General features: G+C 33.6%; 10 protein-coding genes and 1 pseudogene. 9 read left to right on the top strand and 2 right to left on the bottom strand.

The window, feature by feature from the left end:
- The 8 genes and pseudogenes from KTJ72_RS03460 (at position 1) to KTJ72_RS03495 (ending at position 13,104) form a co-directional block, all read left to right on the top strand.
- On the top strand, positions 1 to 981 hold the full coding sequence (locus KTJ72_RS03460; protein ID WP_057198176.1) for a diacylglycerol kinase: 981 nt from the start codon (positions 1 to 3) through the stop codon (positions 979 to 981).
- Positions 982 to 1,065: 84 nt separating this feature from the next.
- Entirely contained in the window at positions 1,066 to 2,433 is a 1,368-nt protein-coding gene (gene rlmD / locus KTJ72_RS03465; RefSeq protein WP_198177939.1) for a 23S rRNA (uracil(1939)-C(5))-methyltransferase RlmD, read from the top strand.
- A 139-nt stretch (positions 2,434 to 2,572) separates the two neighbouring features.
- Complete coding sequence (locus KTJ72_RS03470; RefSeq protein ID WP_217304140.1) at positions 2,573 to 5,767, top strand: helicase-related protein; 3,195 nt, start codon at positions 2,573 to 2,575, stop codon at positions 5,765 to 5,767.
- On the top strand, positions 5,768 to 6,328 hold the full coding sequence (locus tag KTJ72_RS03475) for a DUF4391 domain-containing protein (protein ID WP_217304141.1): 561 nt from the start codon (positions 5,768 to 5,770) through the stop codon (positions 6,326 to 6,328).
- The gene (locus KTJ72_RS03480) at positions 6,328 to 8,187 is read left to right on the top strand and encodes a site-specific DNA-methyltransferase (protein ID WP_217304142.1); all 1,860 of its coding nucleotides are present in this window, start codon (positions 6,328 to 6,330) and stop codon (positions 8,185 to 8,187) included. Before KTJ72_RS03475 ends, KTJ72_RS03480 begins: the two co-directional genes overlap by 1 nt.
- Positions 8,188 to 8,220: 33 nt before the next feature.
- Entirely contained in the window at positions 8,221 to 11,325 is a 3,105-nt protein-coding gene (locus KTJ72_RS03485) for a type III restriction-modification system endonuclease (protein ID WP_217304143.1), read from the top strand.
- A 117-nt stretch (positions 11,326 to 11,442) separates the two neighbouring features.
- Positions 11,443 to 12,317: pseudogene (locus KTJ72_RS03490) on the top strand (restriction endonuclease).
- 115 nt (positions 12,318 to 12,432) lie between these two features.
- The gene (locus KTJ72_RS03495) at positions 12,433 to 13,104 is read left to right on the top strand and encodes a type 1 glutamine amidotransferase (protein WP_217304144.1); all 672 of its coding nucleotides are present in this window, start codon (positions 12,433 to 12,435) and stop codon (positions 13,102 to 13,104) included.
- 119 nt (positions 13,105 to 13,223) lie between these two features.
- Here KTJ72_RS03495 and KTJ72_RS03500 read toward each other — a convergent pair whose 3' ends face one another.
- Both KTJ72_RS03500 and gntK read right to left on the bottom strand, forming a co-directional pair.
- Positions 13,224 to 14,552 carry an APC family permease gene (locus tag KTJ72_RS03500; protein ID WP_057198165.1) on the bottom strand — a complete coding sequence of 443 codons (1,329 nt, stop codon included), beginning with the start codon at positions 14,550 to 14,552 and terminating at the stop codon, positions 13,224 to 13,226.
- 87 nt (positions 14,553 to 14,639) lie between these two features.
- Positions 14,640 to 16,190, bottom strand: a complete 1,551-nt coding sequence (gene gntK, locus KTJ72_RS03505) for a gluconokinase (protein WP_034534860.1) — start codon at positions 16,188 to 16,190, stop codon at positions 14,640 to 14,642.
- 220 nt (positions 16,191 to 16,410) lie between these two features.
- Between gntK and KTJ72_RS03510 the strand changes: the two genes are divergently transcribed.
- A complete protein-coding gene (locus KTJ72_RS03510) occupies positions 16,411 to 17,160 on the top strand; it encodes a GH25 family lysozyme (protein WP_217304145.1) in 750 nt (249 codons plus the stop codon).
- The last annotated feature ends 67 nt before the right edge of the window (positions 17,161 to 17,227 follow it).

Raw genomic sequence — 17,227 nt, forward strand, 5'->3', positions numbered from 1 at the left:
ATGCAAAAAAGGGCACGTGTAATATACAATCCAACATCTGGCCGTGAGGCTTTGAAACGCAACCTGATTGATATTCTCGCTGTTTTCGAAGAAGCTGGTTATGAAACTAGTGCATACGCAACCACTCCTAAACCTAACTCAGCACGCGATGAAGCCAAGAGAGCATCATTGGATGGCTTTGACTTAATCGTTGCTGCTGGTGGGGATGGAACTATTAACGAAGTTGTTAATGGGATTGCACCACTAGAAAAACGTCCTAAGCTAGCAATTATTCCAGCTGGGACTACCAATGACTTTGCCCGTGCATTGCATATTCCAAGAGAAAATCCAATTGAGGCGGCCAAAGTTGTTTTGAAAGGCCAAACTTTTAACATGGACATTGGTAAAGCTGGAGAAAAATATTTCATGAATATCGCTGGTGGAGGTTTGTTAACCGAATTAACCTACGATGTTCCTTCAGATTTAAAGACCATTTTTGGTTACTTGGCTTATCTAGTTCGTGGAGCTGAGTTGCTTCCAAGAATTAAGCCAATCGAAATGGATCTTGAATATGATGGTGGAGAATTCAAAGGTAAAGCTTCAATGTTTTTACTTGCTATGACTAACTCAATCGGTGGTTTGGAACAAATCGTTCCTGACGCCAAGTTAGATGATGGTAAGTTTACAATGATTATTGTTAAGACCAGTAACATCGTTGAAATTGTTCAACTACTTGCGAAAGTCTTAAGTGGTGGTCGCCATATCAATGACCCTCGAATCATTTACAAGAAGACCAGCAAGTTAGTTGCTAATCCTGTCGAAGACAAGATGCAAATTAACCTTGATGGTGAATATGGTGGCGACGCACCAATGACGTTTGTTGACTTAAAGCAACATATTGAAATGTTTGCTAATGTCGATGAAATGCCAAAGAAGTCTATCAGTTTTGATGCTGAAAAGGCCGAAAGAGAATTCGTCGATAAAGTTGATAAATTATCATAGTGGAATTTAAAAACGAAAAGTTTTGTTGTATGATTATTTTAGAAGATTACAACAAAACTTTTTTGTTTAGAAAAAGGGGTAAATATGAAATTTAAAGCACCAGTTACAAAGAACGAAGAATATGAAGTCGATATTATCGACTTAACTTACCAAGGCTTGGGAGTAGCCAAGATTGAGGATTATCCTTTGTTTATTGAAGACACTCTTCCAGGCGAAAAAGCTTTGATTAAGGTAATCAAAGTTAACCAAAACTTTGGTTTCGCGAAGTTAGAAAAGTTACTAACTAAATCACCAGATCGTGTAGAAAACATCGACAGAAACTACACTCGTACAGGAATCGCTCCATTACAACATCTAAAATACGATGCTCAATTGGAATTCAAACAACACCAAATCCAAGAACTTTTCGATAAGTCAAAGATGGATGTTGAAGTATTGCCAACTATTGGGATGGATAACCCAACTCATTACAGAAACAAGGCCCAAATTCCAGTTCGTTCAATTAATGGAAAACTACAAACTGGTTTCTTCCGTAAGCACTCACACGACCTAGTAACCATTGAAGATTTCTACATTCAAGATCCTGAAATCGACAAGGCTATCGTTGTTGTTAGAGACATTCTACGTAAGTACCACATCGAACCATACAATGAAACTAAGCACAGTGGTGTGATTAGAAACATCATGGTTAGAAGAGGTCATTACACTAACGAAATGATGATTGGTTTGATTACTCGTACCAAGAAGATTCCAATGGTTGATATCATCGTCCGTGAAATCAAAGAAGCCTTACCAGAAGTAACAAGTATCATGCAAAACATCAACTTGTCAGATGGTAACGGATTGTTAGGTAAGAGTACCGTTTGCCTTGATGGTAAGAAGTACATCGAAGATAAGTTACTTGGTTTGAAGTTCGCTATTTCATTGAACTCATTCTACCAAGTTAACCCAGAACAAACTGAAAAGCTTTACTCTCTAGCAATCGAAAAGGCGCAACTAGATGGTACTCAAACAGTAATCGATGCTTACTGTGGTATCGGGACTATCTCATTAGCCGTTGCTGAACATGCTAAGAAGGTTTATGGTGTGGAAATTGTTAAGGAAGCCATCGAAGATGCTAAGATTAACGCTCAAAAGAACCACATCAACAACACTACTTTTGTAACCGGTAGTGCTGAAGACCAAATGGAAAAATGGCAAGCACAAGGATTGAAACCAGATGTTATCATGGTTGATCCTCCACGTAAGGGACTTGCATCATCATTCATCGATAGTGCTGCTCAAGTAGCACCTAAGAAGATTGTTTATGTATCATGTAACCCATCAACATTAGTACGTGATGCTCGTCGTTTAGCTGAATACGGTTATGAAATTACTCAACCAGTTCAACCGGTTGACCAATTTCCACAAACTGTTCACGTTGAATCAGTGACAGTGTTTGAAAAGAAATAGATTAAGAAAAAGACACCCTGTGAGAGGGTGCCTTTTTTTAGTTTAATATTAAAATAATATAACTATTTATTAAATGCTGTTGTTTAAGCTCAATATTACATTTATACTTTAAATATAAATACTGAGAGGATTTTTTGGAATGAAGAACTTTGATAACGTTACGGAAAGAGTTATAGATGATCTAAAAAAAGAAATTAAATCACATAGCAAAATAAAGATAGCGGCTGCATCTTTTTCAATATACGCTTATGAAGCATTAAAAAAAGAACTTGAGAAGGTGGAGTCTGTTCAATTTTTATTTTCGAGTGATTTGTTTACAAAAGAACAAATTCCAAAGAAAGAAAGAGAATTTTACATTCCTAGGTTAAATCATGAGAGTAAGCTTTACGGTGATGAATTCGAAATTAAGATTAGAAACGAATTGACACAAAAAGCGATAGCTAAAGAAGCTGCTGAGTGGATAAAAACTAAAGTAACTTTTAAATCTAACGTTTCAGGTCAAAGAATGGACAATTTTATGACTATTGAAAATGGAAGTGATATTGCAGTCTATGCACCTGTCGATGAATTCACAACTGCTGATTTAGGGGTTACCAAAGGGGATAAATTAATTTACAACATATCTAAAATGGAAAATGAAAATACTAAAAGATTTTTGAATGCTTTTGACGTTGTTTGGAATAACCCAGAGTACGTTGATGAGGTTACAGATAATGTATTAGATAATATAACGGCAGCATATCAAGAAAACTCTCCAGAGTTTATTTACTATGTTGCACTATATAATATTTTTAGTGAATTTTTAACTGATTTAGATGAAGACTACATACCTAACGATAGAACAGGATTTAAAGAATCAAAAATTTGGTCATTATTGTATGATTTTCAAAAAGATGCTGTTATCGGAGCAATTAGTAAACTCGAAAAACATAATGGTGTCATTCTAGCCGACTCAGTTGGTTTGGGTAAGACTTTTTCAGCAATCGGAGTTATAAAATACTACGAATCCAGAAACAAGAACGTTCTTGTATTATCTCCAAAACGACTAAAGGACAATTGGAATAACTATAAGAATAACTATAAAAATAATCCATTAGCTGAAGACCGTTTAAGATATGACGTGTTGTTTCACACCGACATGGATAGAGAAAATGGTGAAAGTAATGGAATTGATTTATCTAAAATAAATTGGGGTAATTATGACTTAGTTGTTATTGATGAAAGTCATAATTTCAGAAATGGTGAAGGAACAACACATAAAAAACACGATGATTCCGAAAATAGATATCAAAAGTTGATGAGAAAAATCATCAAATCAGGTGTTAAGACAAAGGTTTTAATGCTTTCTGCTACACCTGTTAATACTGATTTTTCTGATTTGAAAAATCAATTAATGTTAGCAGCTGAGGGAGATAGCGATAATTTAAGTGAAACATTAAACACTGAAAGTAATGTTACTGAGATATTTGCACAAGCGCAACGAGCATTTAAGGATTGGTCTTCTTTAGATGCCGTAGATCGTACAACAGAAAAACTTTTGGATATGTTAGATTTTGATTTTTTTGAATTACTGGATAGTGTCACTATTGCAAGAAGTCGTAAGCATATTGAAAAGTATTATGACAATGCAAAAATTGGAAAGTTTCCAACTAGATTATCGCCAATAAATAAGAGCCCTAAATTAACCGATTTGGAAATTTCTTATGATGATCTTTTTGGGTTCATAGATCAACTTAATCTAGAAGTTTACAATCCGCTACAATATGTTTATCCATCTAAATTGTATAAATACATTGATTCTTCTCAACCTAATGCATCAACTTGGGGTAATAGAGAAAAGGGACGTAATCAGTTAATGATTACTAATTTATTGAAGAGAGCTGAAAGCTCAATATATTCTTTTAGAAAAACCAGTCAGAATATTTTGAATAACATTGAAGGAAAGCTTCAAGTGATAAATGAATTTGAAAAATATAAGCATGGAACTGTTGATAATTTTTCTTCAGAACTTGATGATGATGATTTTGTTGTTGGTAAAGATTTAAAAATAAGCATAAAAGATATGGATTATGTATCATGGCGAAAACAGCTTATAAATGATAAAGAAGTATTTAACAACATGCTAGATGTAGTAAGCGAAATTACTCCTAATCATGATACTAAGATGATGGAACTACAGAAACTAATTAAGCATAAAATTGAACATCCTATTAATAATGATAATAAAAAAATTCTGATTTTTACTGCTTTTGCTGATACAGCTAATTATTTATATGATAATCTATCTGGTATTTTATTTGATAATGAAAATATTAATACTGCATTGATTTCTGGAGATAGAACAGCATCTACAATTCCAAATTTAAAAAATGATTTTAACCATTTACTTACATTGTTTAGTCCTAAATCAAAAAACAGGGATGCTTTAGGAATCACCGGAGATATCGACGTTGTAATAGCGACTGATGTTATCAGTGAAGGACAAAATCTACAAGATGCTGATTACCTAATAAACTATGATATACACTGGAATCCAGTTAGAATAATTCAAAGATTTGGTAGAATTGATAGAATTGGATCTGATAATTCAGAAATACAAATGGTTAATTTTTGGCCAGATATTTCATTAGATGAATATATTAATTTGAAAGCAAGGGTAGAGAATCGAGCAAAGTTGATTGCAATATCATCAACAGGTGAAGATACTATTGATAATACTGACCCTGACATGGCCTATAGAAAGAAACAATTGGAAACACTACAAAATGAAGTGGTTGATCTAGAAGATATGTCTAGTGGAGTTAATATCATGGATTTAGGACTAAACGAATTTCAATTAGATCTTCAACAATTAAGAGAAAAGTATGGAGACTATGAAGCAAAGCCATTTGGAATTCATGGAGTTGCAAAAGCAGATGATAATCACCCATCAGGAGTAATTTTCGTATTGCGTAATCGAAATAATGCCATGAATATTGATAAGCAAAATAGATTACATCCTTTCTATTTGATTTACATTTCTGATGATGGACAAATTATTTCTAGTCATTTGAATCCTAAATCAATATTGGATGATATGAGATTCTTGTCTAAAAATTATGATGAACCATTATATGAACTAACTGATAAATTTAATTCAGAAACAAATAATGGAAAGAATATGGATAAGTACTCTATATTGCTTAATTCCGCTATTGATTCAATGATTAGTAAGAAAGAAGAGAATGACTTAGATAGCTTATTTACAAGTGGTGGAACAACAGCACTAGAGAATGATGTAAATGGATTGAATGATTTTGAATTAATAGATTTCCTAGTAGTTAAAGGTGATTAAATGATATTAGATATACCAAAATCGGCAATTATTAATAGAATTATTCCAAAGGATAGGTTTAATTTTAAAAATCCAACCAGTATAGAAAGGATTAGATGGATTGCCAAGTTATCCCAAATTACGATTAATGTTATATCGAATAATGTTAATGAAATTGAAGTTATCAGTGTTGATATACCTGATTTTGATATTAGTGTAATTAAAGAAATTAAGGATAAGATTCCGCAAGAAATACTTTTTATCGTTAACGAAGATATTGCTGTAATGGAATACAATAAACAATTTTTTTATAAAAAAATAGATAGTAAACTATCCATGACAGGAATATCAACAGACGATATTAGAGATAATTTTGTTAGACAAATATTGGGAATAGGAGACACATCCATTCCTTTAACTGATCAAATAAATAAATATAATAAATGGAAACAATTAGATAACAACATAACTGATATTAATAACAAAATAAAAAAGAGTACGCAATTAAATAAGAAACAAGAATTGGCTAGAAAAAGATATGTATTGGAACAAAGAAAAATAAAGATTGAAGGAGAATTATAATGACCGATAGACCAGAAAAAATAGACCTCTCTGATGTTAAATCACGTAAGGTTGATGAAAATATGTTAAATGAATTACGCGATTTATTTGAAAAGGCTGATGAACAAAAGGAAAGATATGATTTTACATGGAATGGAAAAGCTAAGGCATATTTTGAAGCAGCTTCTCCATCAACTAAAACGTTAAAGCCAGATGAAAAAGAAAGTGTTGATTTTAAAAACTCTGAAAATTTATTCATTACAGGTGACAATCTGGAAGCACTAAAGTTAATGCAAGAATCTTATTTAGGAAAAATTGATATGATTTATATTGATCCTCCTTATAATACCGGAAAAGATTTTGTGTATCATGATAATTTTAGAAAAAATAAGAAAGACTCTGATTTATCTGAAGGTAATGTTGACGAAGAAGGAAATAGGCTCGTAAAAAATGAAAAAAGCAGTGGAAGATACCATTCTGACTGGCTTTCGATGATGTATCCTAGACTAAAAATCTCTAGAGATTTATTGAAGGATAGTGGATCTATTTTCGTGTCTATTGGAGATGCTGAACAAGCTAATTTAAAACTTTTAATGGATGAAGTTTTTGGAGAAGACAATTTTGTCTATGAACTATCTGTGGTAACGAGTTTAAATGGTAACGACAATTCTAGTGGGATGATGGAAACAAATGAATATGCTTTTATTTATTCAAAGGATAAAGAAAAATTTGATGTTGGAGTTTTGCCGATAGATGAAGGAGAAGAACTTCTGGAATGGAATCAAGACGAAAAAGGTTATTGGAAGGTTGGTGGCTCACTTAAAGCAACCGGGATAAATGCTCCTAGATCAGCTAGACCTAAATTGTTCTATCCAATATGGATAAATAAAGAAACGCTTGATTTTAGTCTAACACCTAAAAATAGTGATGAATGGGATAAGATAATTCCACTGACCAATGGTGAAGAAATGAGATGGTATTGGTCAAAGGATAAAATGACTAGGGATAAAGATGACGTGATAGTAAAAAAAGTTAAAGATGGTTATTCGCTTTATAAAAAGCAAAGACCAGCCTTGGGTGACTTACCAAGTAAAAGAGGTAAGACAACTTTTTATAGCCCTAAATATTCAACGTCAAATTCGAATTCATTAATAAAAAAATATTTTAATGGTAAAAAGATTTTCGACTATTCTAAATCAGTTGATTTAATAAAAGATTTTATATCATTATCTAATTCAGGCGATGATGCAATCATAATGGATGCTTTTGCAGGTAGTGGAACAACTGCTGATGCCGTTATGAGGCAAAATAAAGAAGATGGTGGTAATAGAAAATTTATAATGGTAACACTCGATGAAAAAACTCCTTTAGACTCATTGGCATTTTCAAATGGATATAAAACAATTGATAAAATATCAAAGGATAGGATTAAAAAAGCAGCTAAAACTATAGGAGATAATAGTGGATTTAGGGCTTTAACTGTATCCAATACTAATTTAAGAGATGATGTTTTTAAAAAATCTTCTGAACTTCAACAAGGTCAATTAATAATGGATATTGACAATAATTCAGATAATCGTTCTGATTATGAATTACTTTATGATGTTTTAATAAGTAGCGCTTTTGAATATAATCGTCCTATTTCTATTGATAACTTAGATGGTGAAAAAATTATTAAATACGATTATTTTGGTGAACTTTCAGGTGTAATTGGTTATTTTGGAGAAAATTTAACAGATGATTTAATTAGAAAGATTGCATCATTAAAACCTCTTGTTGCTGTTTTTAAAGAATCGACTTTTGATAAATCATCACAAAAGGTGAACTTATTAGAACAATTTAGAATTACAAGCCCTGATACCAAAGTCAAAGTAATTTAATAATAGTATTTTGTAATATAATGGAGGATTAATATGAAGCTTCAATATAAGAATCAACAGTTTCAAGATGATGCCGTTTATGCTGTTACATCTGTATTTGAAGGTCAACCTAAACAAAGTAAAACATCATACATGATGGATACTGGAAATGATCAAAACATAGTATTAGATATAACGTCTGGATTTAAAAATAATTTTATAACTTTATCAGATGAGCAAATATTAAAAAATATAAAATATGTGCAGAAGAAAAACGGTTTATTACAAGACTCCGAATTAAATAAAATGGATATTGGTGGAAAAGACAAAGATACCAAGGTTGATAATTCTAGAAGTAGTTTGACTCTTACTGTTGAAATGGAAACTGGTACTGGTAAAACATATACTTATATTAAAACCATGCTGGAATTAAACCAAAAATATGGATGGTCAAAGTTTATTATTGTAGTTCCAAGCGTGGCAATTAGAGAAGGTATTGCTAAAACTTTTGATTCAACAGCTGAACATTTTAAAAGAGAATATGGAAAGTCCATTAGATCATTTATATATAATTCAAGTAATTTAGAAAAAATTGATGCTTTTGCTAGTGATGCTGGAATCAATGTAATGATAATAAATACTCAAGCTTTTAACGCAAGAGGGGCAGATGCTAGACGTATTGATATGGTTCTTGATCAGTTTAGGGGTAGAAAGCCAATTGACATAATTGCTGCTACAAACCCAATTATGATTATTGATGAACCACAATCAGTACTTGGCGGAACAAAATCACAGTTAAATGCTACCAGAGTTGGTCTTGCCAAGTTTAATCCTCTTTTTTTCGTTAATTACTCAGCAACTCATAGAGAAAATTACAATATGGTATATCGTTTGGATGCAGTGGATGCATATCAAAAGAAATTAGTAAAAAGGATTTCAGCTAAAGGAATCGAAATGGTAGGCTCTAATGCATCAAATGGATATCTATATTTGGAATCTATTAAAGAAAGTCCTACTTTGAAAGCTAGAGTTAATTTTGAAAAAATATCATCTAAAGGACAAGTTGTTAAAACGTTTAAGTTACTGGATAAGGGTGATAACATATATAATCTTTCTGGTGAGATTGAATCTTATCGTAATGGATTTGTTGTTTCTGAAATAAATGCCAATGAACAATTTATAGAATTTACAAATGGGATTAAGATTAATGTTGGACAAGTTATCGGCGATGCTAATGAAGAGGATCTAAGAAGAATTCAAATTAGAGAAACTATAAAATCTCACCTTGATAAAGAAGAAAGTTTATTTAAAAGAGGAATTAAAACACTATCACTTTTTTTTATTGATGAAGTAGTTAAGTATAAAGATTATGATTCTGAGGATAATAAAGGTAAGTATGCTCATATTTTTGAAGAAGAATATGAAAAGTTAGTTAAAGATAAACTTACAAATAGTTTTCTGGATGATAAATATCGAGAATATCTAGAAAGAGATATTAATAAGCCAGAAACAGTTCATGCAGGATATTTCTCAGTTGATAAAAAGGGTAAATCTGTTGACAGTAAAGTTAAAAGAGGAAGAGAATCAAGCGATGACATTTCTGCCTATGATTTAATTATGAAAGATAAGGAAAGATTACTATCTTTTAAGGAACCTGTTAGATTTATATTCTCCCATTCTGCATTAAAAGAAGGATGGGATAATCCAAATGTATTTCAAATAGCCACCTTACGTCAATCCTCTTCAGAAATTAAGAAAAGACAAGAAATTGGGCGTGGACTTAGATTATCTGTAAACCAGAATGGTGATCGTCAAGATGCAGAGGCACTTGGTGAAAATGAAGTTCAACAAGTTAATGTTTTGACTGTAATTGCAAATGAAAGCTACGAAAATTTTGCCGCAGAATTGCAAAAAGAAATATCCGAGTCAGTAAAGAATCGTCCTAAGTTTATTGAACCTAGGTTATTTGAGGGTCAAGAATTTGAAGCTAAGGATAGTGATGGAAACGTTATTGATAAAATGACTGTTGATAATTCACAAGCTGCTGAAATTTGGTCAGACTTAAAATCAGGAAGTATTATTGATAGTGATAAGCAATCAACAAGCGAATATAAATCATTGTCTAGCGAAAATCAAAAGCTAAAAATAGAGAACGTATTAAATGAGGACTATAAAAAGTTTGCAAATTCAATCCAGCATTTAATTAACAGCGTATATGATCCTAAGGATATAATCGTTGATAATGCTAACAAGAGAACAAAACTAAAGCTTAATAAGGAAAGATACGCAAGTAAAGAGTTTAAGGAACTTTGGTCTAAAATAAATCATAAGTCTTATTACACAGTTGATTTTGATGATCAAGAAATTATTGATAAGTCCATACAAGTTATTGATAAGAGCCTCACTGTAACAACATTAAAGGCGCGTATAACAGAAGGAAATATGAGTGCTAATGATAATGGCACATCTTTCAAAGTTGACAGTAAAGAGTTCGAAGAAATCTATAATCCAGTTAATGAAGTTAAGTATGATTTAATTGGAGAAGTAGCTGATAAAGTAGGATTGCTCAGAAAAACGGTAGGACAGATACTATCCGGAATTAATTCAGAACAATTTGATAAATATAAGTTAAATCCTGAAAACTTTATTGCTCAAATAAGTAACATAATTAATGGTGTAAAAGCTCAAAATATCATTTCACATATTGTTTACAATAAACTTGATGAGGTTTGGGATGAAGATGCAATATTTGCTAACAGTGATATTCAAGGGATCATGGGTGAAAATGTTTTTGAAGCCAAGAAGCACCTTTATGACAAGATTAGAATAGATTCTAAAGTAGAGAAGAGTTTCTACAATGAATTAGATGAGGAAAATAATGTTGAAATGTACGTAAAGCTTCCAGGTGGATTTTATATCAATACGCCAGTAGGTAGATATAACCCTGACTGGGCTATCGTATTAAATGAACCTGAAAGAAAGCATGTATACTTTATTGCAGAAACAAAAGGAAATTCTGATAATATCGAGTTAAGTCTAAAGGGTGTTGAAAATGCCAAAATAGAAGCAGCTCGTCAACACTTCAAGGTTATTTCCAATAGCGAAGTAACTTATGACGTTGTAGATAGTTACGAAAAAATGATGGATAAATTGTCATAAAAAAAGATACCCTGAGAAGATAGGGTGTCTTTTTTATTTGTCATTAGCTGACATTGTTAACAGTTAATCTACGTCTTATAATTAAACTAGTAACTAAAAACATGGAGGCATTTGATTATGTCTAAAAATAAACACGACATTGAAGAAGAAAGGGCTATGGTAGAAGCCCTAAAAGTTATGCAAACCCTCGGCGGGAAAATGACCAGAAAAGAAATCAGAAGTGAAATTAGGGATAATTCTGATGTATTTTCCGAAGATGAGGTTGATGAGGTAAAGGTTTCAAAGAAATCTGGCGCTAAATATCATCCTTTCCAATACCTATTTAATCATGCAGTTAAGAAGTTAATAAAGTCAGGTTATTTTGTAACCGAAGATAATAGAGTTTTAGAATTATCTGAAAGTGGAAGAACTGTTGATTTAAATAATTTTCCAGAAGTAGGGATGTATTACCTTTCTTGATTGATAACAAGAAATCTAAGGCCAAGGCCGATGAAATTATCGATGATCTTGATGATGATACAGTAGATAATGAACCATGGAGAGATCAATTATTGAACGCCTTATCAAGTATGAGCCCACAAAAGTTTGAGCTATTTAGTCGAGGACTATTGAAGCAAATGGGAGTCGATATTGACGATGAAATTGGCATTCAATATGTCGCTGATGGTGGATTAGATGGTTTTGGATATATTACATCTGACGACTTTAGAACCACACGAGTGGCATTACAATCTAAAAGATGGGAAAACAAAGTTTCAACACCTGAAATCGATAAGTTTAGAGGTGCAATGGATAAATATAATGCAGAATTTGGTATCTTTATTACCACCTCTGACTTTACAAGAGAAGCAATTAAAGTCGCTAGACAAGGAACAAGAGTGATTACTTTAATTAATGGTGATAAGATTTGTGACCTTGTTGCTAAATACCAATATTATGTCCAACCAGTTACAACATATAAACTTGGTAGCTTTTACACTGATAAAGACTAACTAAAAGACACCCCTCCAGGTGTCTTTTTTTGCACTCCCCACATTTTAGGTATATATTAATCCCTATTAAAAATATCAAACATCAAAAATTAAATATAAAAGTAGGCGAAAAATTATGCGTATTAATATTATTCAACATACTCCAAACGAACGACCAGGTTCGATTTTGGATTGGGCACATGACAGGGGACATGATGTTTACATTTACCATCCATACCAATTTGGTATCCTACCAAAGGTGGAAGAAACAGATATGTTGGTTATCATGGGTGGTCCAATGAGTGTTAACGATGATATTGATTGGATTGAGTTCGAACGCGACATTATTAGAGAACTCGCTGAAAGAGACGTTCCAATCTATGGTGCCTGTTTTGGTGCGCAACAAATTGCCAAGACATTCGGTGCCAAGATTACCACTTCAACAGCCAAGGAAGTTGGTTGGGCACCAGTTTATTTAAGATCCGAACGCATTCCTGGAATTTACAACAAGCTTACTGCAATGCATTGGCACGGTGAAATGTTTGAAATTCCAAAGAACGGTGAATTATTGTTCTCCAGTGACTTGGTGGAAAACCAAGGATTCATCATTGGCGACAGAATTGTTGGGTTACAATTCCACTTTGAATTAGGTACCGATGAAGTCAGAGAAATTGTTACCAATGATAACAAGTACGTCGAAGGATCAGCTTTGAATCAAACCAATGAAGATATCCTAGCTAGACCAGTACCCAAAGAAAACAAACAAGTGATGTATGCAATCTTAGATTACATCGCTAAAGGCAAATAATCGCCATATTAGACACTTTATTTATCATTAATATAAGTAGACGAAACGTCTATTAAAATTGATTTAAACAATAATTTAATACGAAAAAAAGCATTCGAAGTTAATCGAATGCTTTTTTATTATTTACTGTTTTTCAAATGTCTTTGTTGTAGGTAGTAAACCGGAATACCGATTAATGTTAATAGTAATCCGACTAATGCCAAACCAGTTTGAGTAATCAATGTTTCGGCAAGGATGAAGATACCACCAACTAAGGCGATGATTGGTACGATTGGGTACCATGGCACCTTGTATGGACGAATCATTTCTGGTTCCTTACGACGAAGCTTGAATACAGCAATGAATAGTAGACAGTTAAAAATCCACATAACGAACACTAACATGTCAGTTAATAGGTCAAAACTACCAGCAAAAATCATTAGAATAGCGATTACGAATTGGAAGATTCCAGAAGTGTAAGGGACGCGAGTCTTCTTTGAAAGTTTAGCGAACCAATCACTAAATGGAAGTGACTTGCTTTGACCCATAGCATAAGGAATTCTCATACCTGATAGGGTGTAACCGTTCAATGAACCGTAAACAGAAACTAGAATACCGATAGTAACTAACTTACCACCGAATTCACCGAATAGCTTGATAGCAGTTTCTGAAGCGGTGTTTTGGTTACCAGCGATGTGATCAATGGGAAGTGTCTTTAAGAAGGCAACGTTTACCAATGTGTAGATAACCATAATCAAACTTAGACCGATAATGATGGCCTTTGGTAAGTTCTTCTTAGGGTTCTTAATTTCACCGGCAACGTCACAAACACCAATCCAACCATCGTAAGCAAACATAGTTGCTAGTAAACCTGAACCAAAAGCAGTCCAGACATTAGCGTGATCACTTGGACTAATTGGTAAGAATGAAACGTGAACAGCACCAGGAATAAATAGACCAAAAATAGCAATTAAAATAATTGGAATTAGCTTACAAATAAGGGCGATTGTTTGAACGTTTCCACTAATCTTTGATCCCAATAAGTTAATGAATAACACACTCAATGCCACAATGATTGCCATTGGGTTTAAGATGTTTGGGTTTAAATGGAATAGGTTAATTAATTGTGTTGAGAAAATAATTGCTTCAGCGGCAATGTTGGCAGGGTAGTAGACCAAGATTTGGGCCCAACCCATTGAAAAACCAGTTAGCGGACCATAAGTATAATCAAGATACTTGATGGCTCCACCGGTCTTAGGAATGGCAGCTGCTAATTCAGATACAGTCAAACCGGCACAGATGGTTAGTAATCCACCAACAATCCATGCTAAAACGGTTAGGGTAAATGAATGAGTGCTGTTAACAACACTGGCGGTCTTAAAGAACACACCGGCACCGATAACAGTTCCCATAACAGTTGAAAGAGCAGCCATCATGCCAATTCCACGTTTTAATTCGTTTTCTTGCATGACGAATTTCCTCCTATATAATTTTCATCTAAAAAAAGGAGGGGCCTAAATAGACACCCAACCTTTTTTCAAAAATAATATTAGTTATTATTTGTTTTCATTTTCAACATCGTGTTTACGTTGGAATTCAGCAATGTTCTTGTATTCAGTTTGAAGTTGACGACTCAAACGAATATAGATAGGAGCTAATTCACGGTAAACCTTGTAGTTGTCAGGATTTGGCTTGTGGGCGTTAGTTACTCCAACGAAGTCCTTAACCTTTTCTAGGTCATCGATGATACCTAATGAGTACATACCTAATGTGGCAGCACCTAAAGCAGTACCTTCGAAGCTTTCTGGAATGTTAACATCTTGTTCGAAGATGTCAGCTAACATTTGACGCCATAATTCTGAACGAGCAAAACCACCAGTAGCTTGAATACTTGTTGGTTTACCAACAACTTCTTCTAAGGCAAGACTAACGGTGTATAGGTTAAACACGATTCCTTCTAGAGCAGATCTAATCATATGAGCACGAGTGTGAATACGAGTTAGACCGAAAAATGAACCACGAGCGTTAGCGTCCCAGATAGGAGCACGTTCCCCACCTAAGAATGGGTGGAATAGTAATCCATCAGAACCTGCTGGAATATTTGCGGCGATTTCAGTTAATAAGTCGTATGAATCCATGTGCATTTGTTCGGCAGTAACCTTTTCAGGTGCACATAGTTGATCTCTTACCCAACGGAAGACGATACCACCGTTGTTAACAGGTCCCCCGACAACCCATTTGTCTTTTGATAAGTAGTAACAGAAAACACGACCCTTAGGATCAATAACAGGTTTGTCAGTAACGACACGAACGGCACCAGAAGTACCAATTGTAACAGCTAGAACACCTGGCTTAATAGCGTTAACACCAAGGTTAGCTAATGGACCATCTGAAGAACCGATAACGAATGGAGTATCTTCATCGATACCAATTACGTTAGCGTAAGCTTTGTTTAGTCCCTTGAATTGGTATGTAGTGTCAACTAATTCAGGAAGTTGGTCACGTGATACACCAGTTAATTCAAGTGCTTCTTCGTCCCAATCCATCTTGAAGATGTTGAACATACCAGTAGCATTGGCAATTGAGTAATCTTCTTTTAATTCACCAAATAGTTTGTATAGGATGTATTCCTTGATACCTACGAAGTAGGCAGCCTTGTCGTATACATCTTTTCTTTCATTCTTCAACCACATTAACTTGGTTAGAGGAGTCATAGGGTGAACTGGAGTACCAGTCTTTTCGTATAATTCCTTAGCCTTACCGCTTTCCTTTAGTTGGTCAGCGTAGTTAACGGCACGGTTATCAGCCCATGTAATAGCACGAGTTAATGGTTTGTGGTTTTCATCAAGTAAAATCAAACTGTGCATAGCACATGAGAATGAGATACCCTTCAATGTACCATGTTTAAGGTCAGCCTTACGTAAAACTTCAGTTAGACCTGCAAGCATGGCAGAGAAGATTTCTTCTGGATCTTCTTCGGCCATATCTGGAGTATCTTGGTATAAAGGATAACCATCGTTTGAGTATCCCTTAACTTCTCCATCGGTATCGTACAAAACAGTTTTTACACTGGTTGTTCCAATATCAACACCAATGATGTAGTTCATAACATAACTTCCTTTCGATCTAAAAAGAGAGACTTAATTTATTTTTTAATAATGTTAACTATTATAATAAAATCCGCATAAAAAGTCATCACTAATTTATTTAGTTACCGCTTTCATTATATTGAAAACAAAAGGCCGATTCAAGTGTTTTAACGTGTTTTATAGTAATTTGCAGTCATTATGATTATAATAAGGTTAATTGTATAAAAGAGGTGAGTGAATGGATACCAGAATGTCTTTGTATCATCAAAAAACAAAGTCTACTAAAAACTACGGCCAGTTTTTTAAAAAATATGCATGGTTAATTGCAATTTTAATTGTTTTACTAGGTTCAATCTTTGGATATGTTGCATACCAAAGTTATGAAAATAATATGATTAATAAGTATCAAGTTAAGGGAATCATGATTAGTCAATCAAACGGTTATATCGATTTCGTAACCCTAGCTAATACCGGCCAAAAGTTTGTCTACATTCGTGCCAGTCAGGGTGCTACATATACAGATGATGACTTCAGTGATAATTTCCAGCGCAGCCAGGGGTCTGGTTTGCAGGTTGGTTCTTACCATGTTTTTAGTACGCAAACCGCGATTAAAGATCAATTGAAGAACTTTACACGAGAAGTTGGCGATGACTACGGAACATTACCACCATTAGTAGAGGTGACTTCGCCTTTATCAGATGATCAGGTTCACCGACTTTCTGAATTCATTTACATGGTTCATAAATACTATGACACCAACGTAGTTGTAAGAAGTAGCACGAGTGTCTTCAATCGATTAGACAAAAAGATTGATCATGACGTGCAGTTCTTCAGTGGAAACGTGAATAATAAACGTGCTAATTTTATCGAAGTGAAGAATAATCGAAAGATTAATATTGATGGTTCAAACGTTTACGTTAACCAGATTGCCTTTAACGGTAACAAGAAAGGTTGGCAACAGTATCTATTGAAGAATCAAGACCGTTAATAAACATCGATATTAATGAAGATATTTGCTAAAATAGAAGATGTATTAATTCGAATTTAAGTAGGGG

This window comes from Apilactobacillus waqarii, from assembly GCF_019061205.1.
Classification (GTDB): Bacteria; Bacillota; Bacilli; order Lactobacillales; family Lactobacillaceae; genus Apilactobacillus; species Apilactobacillus waqarii.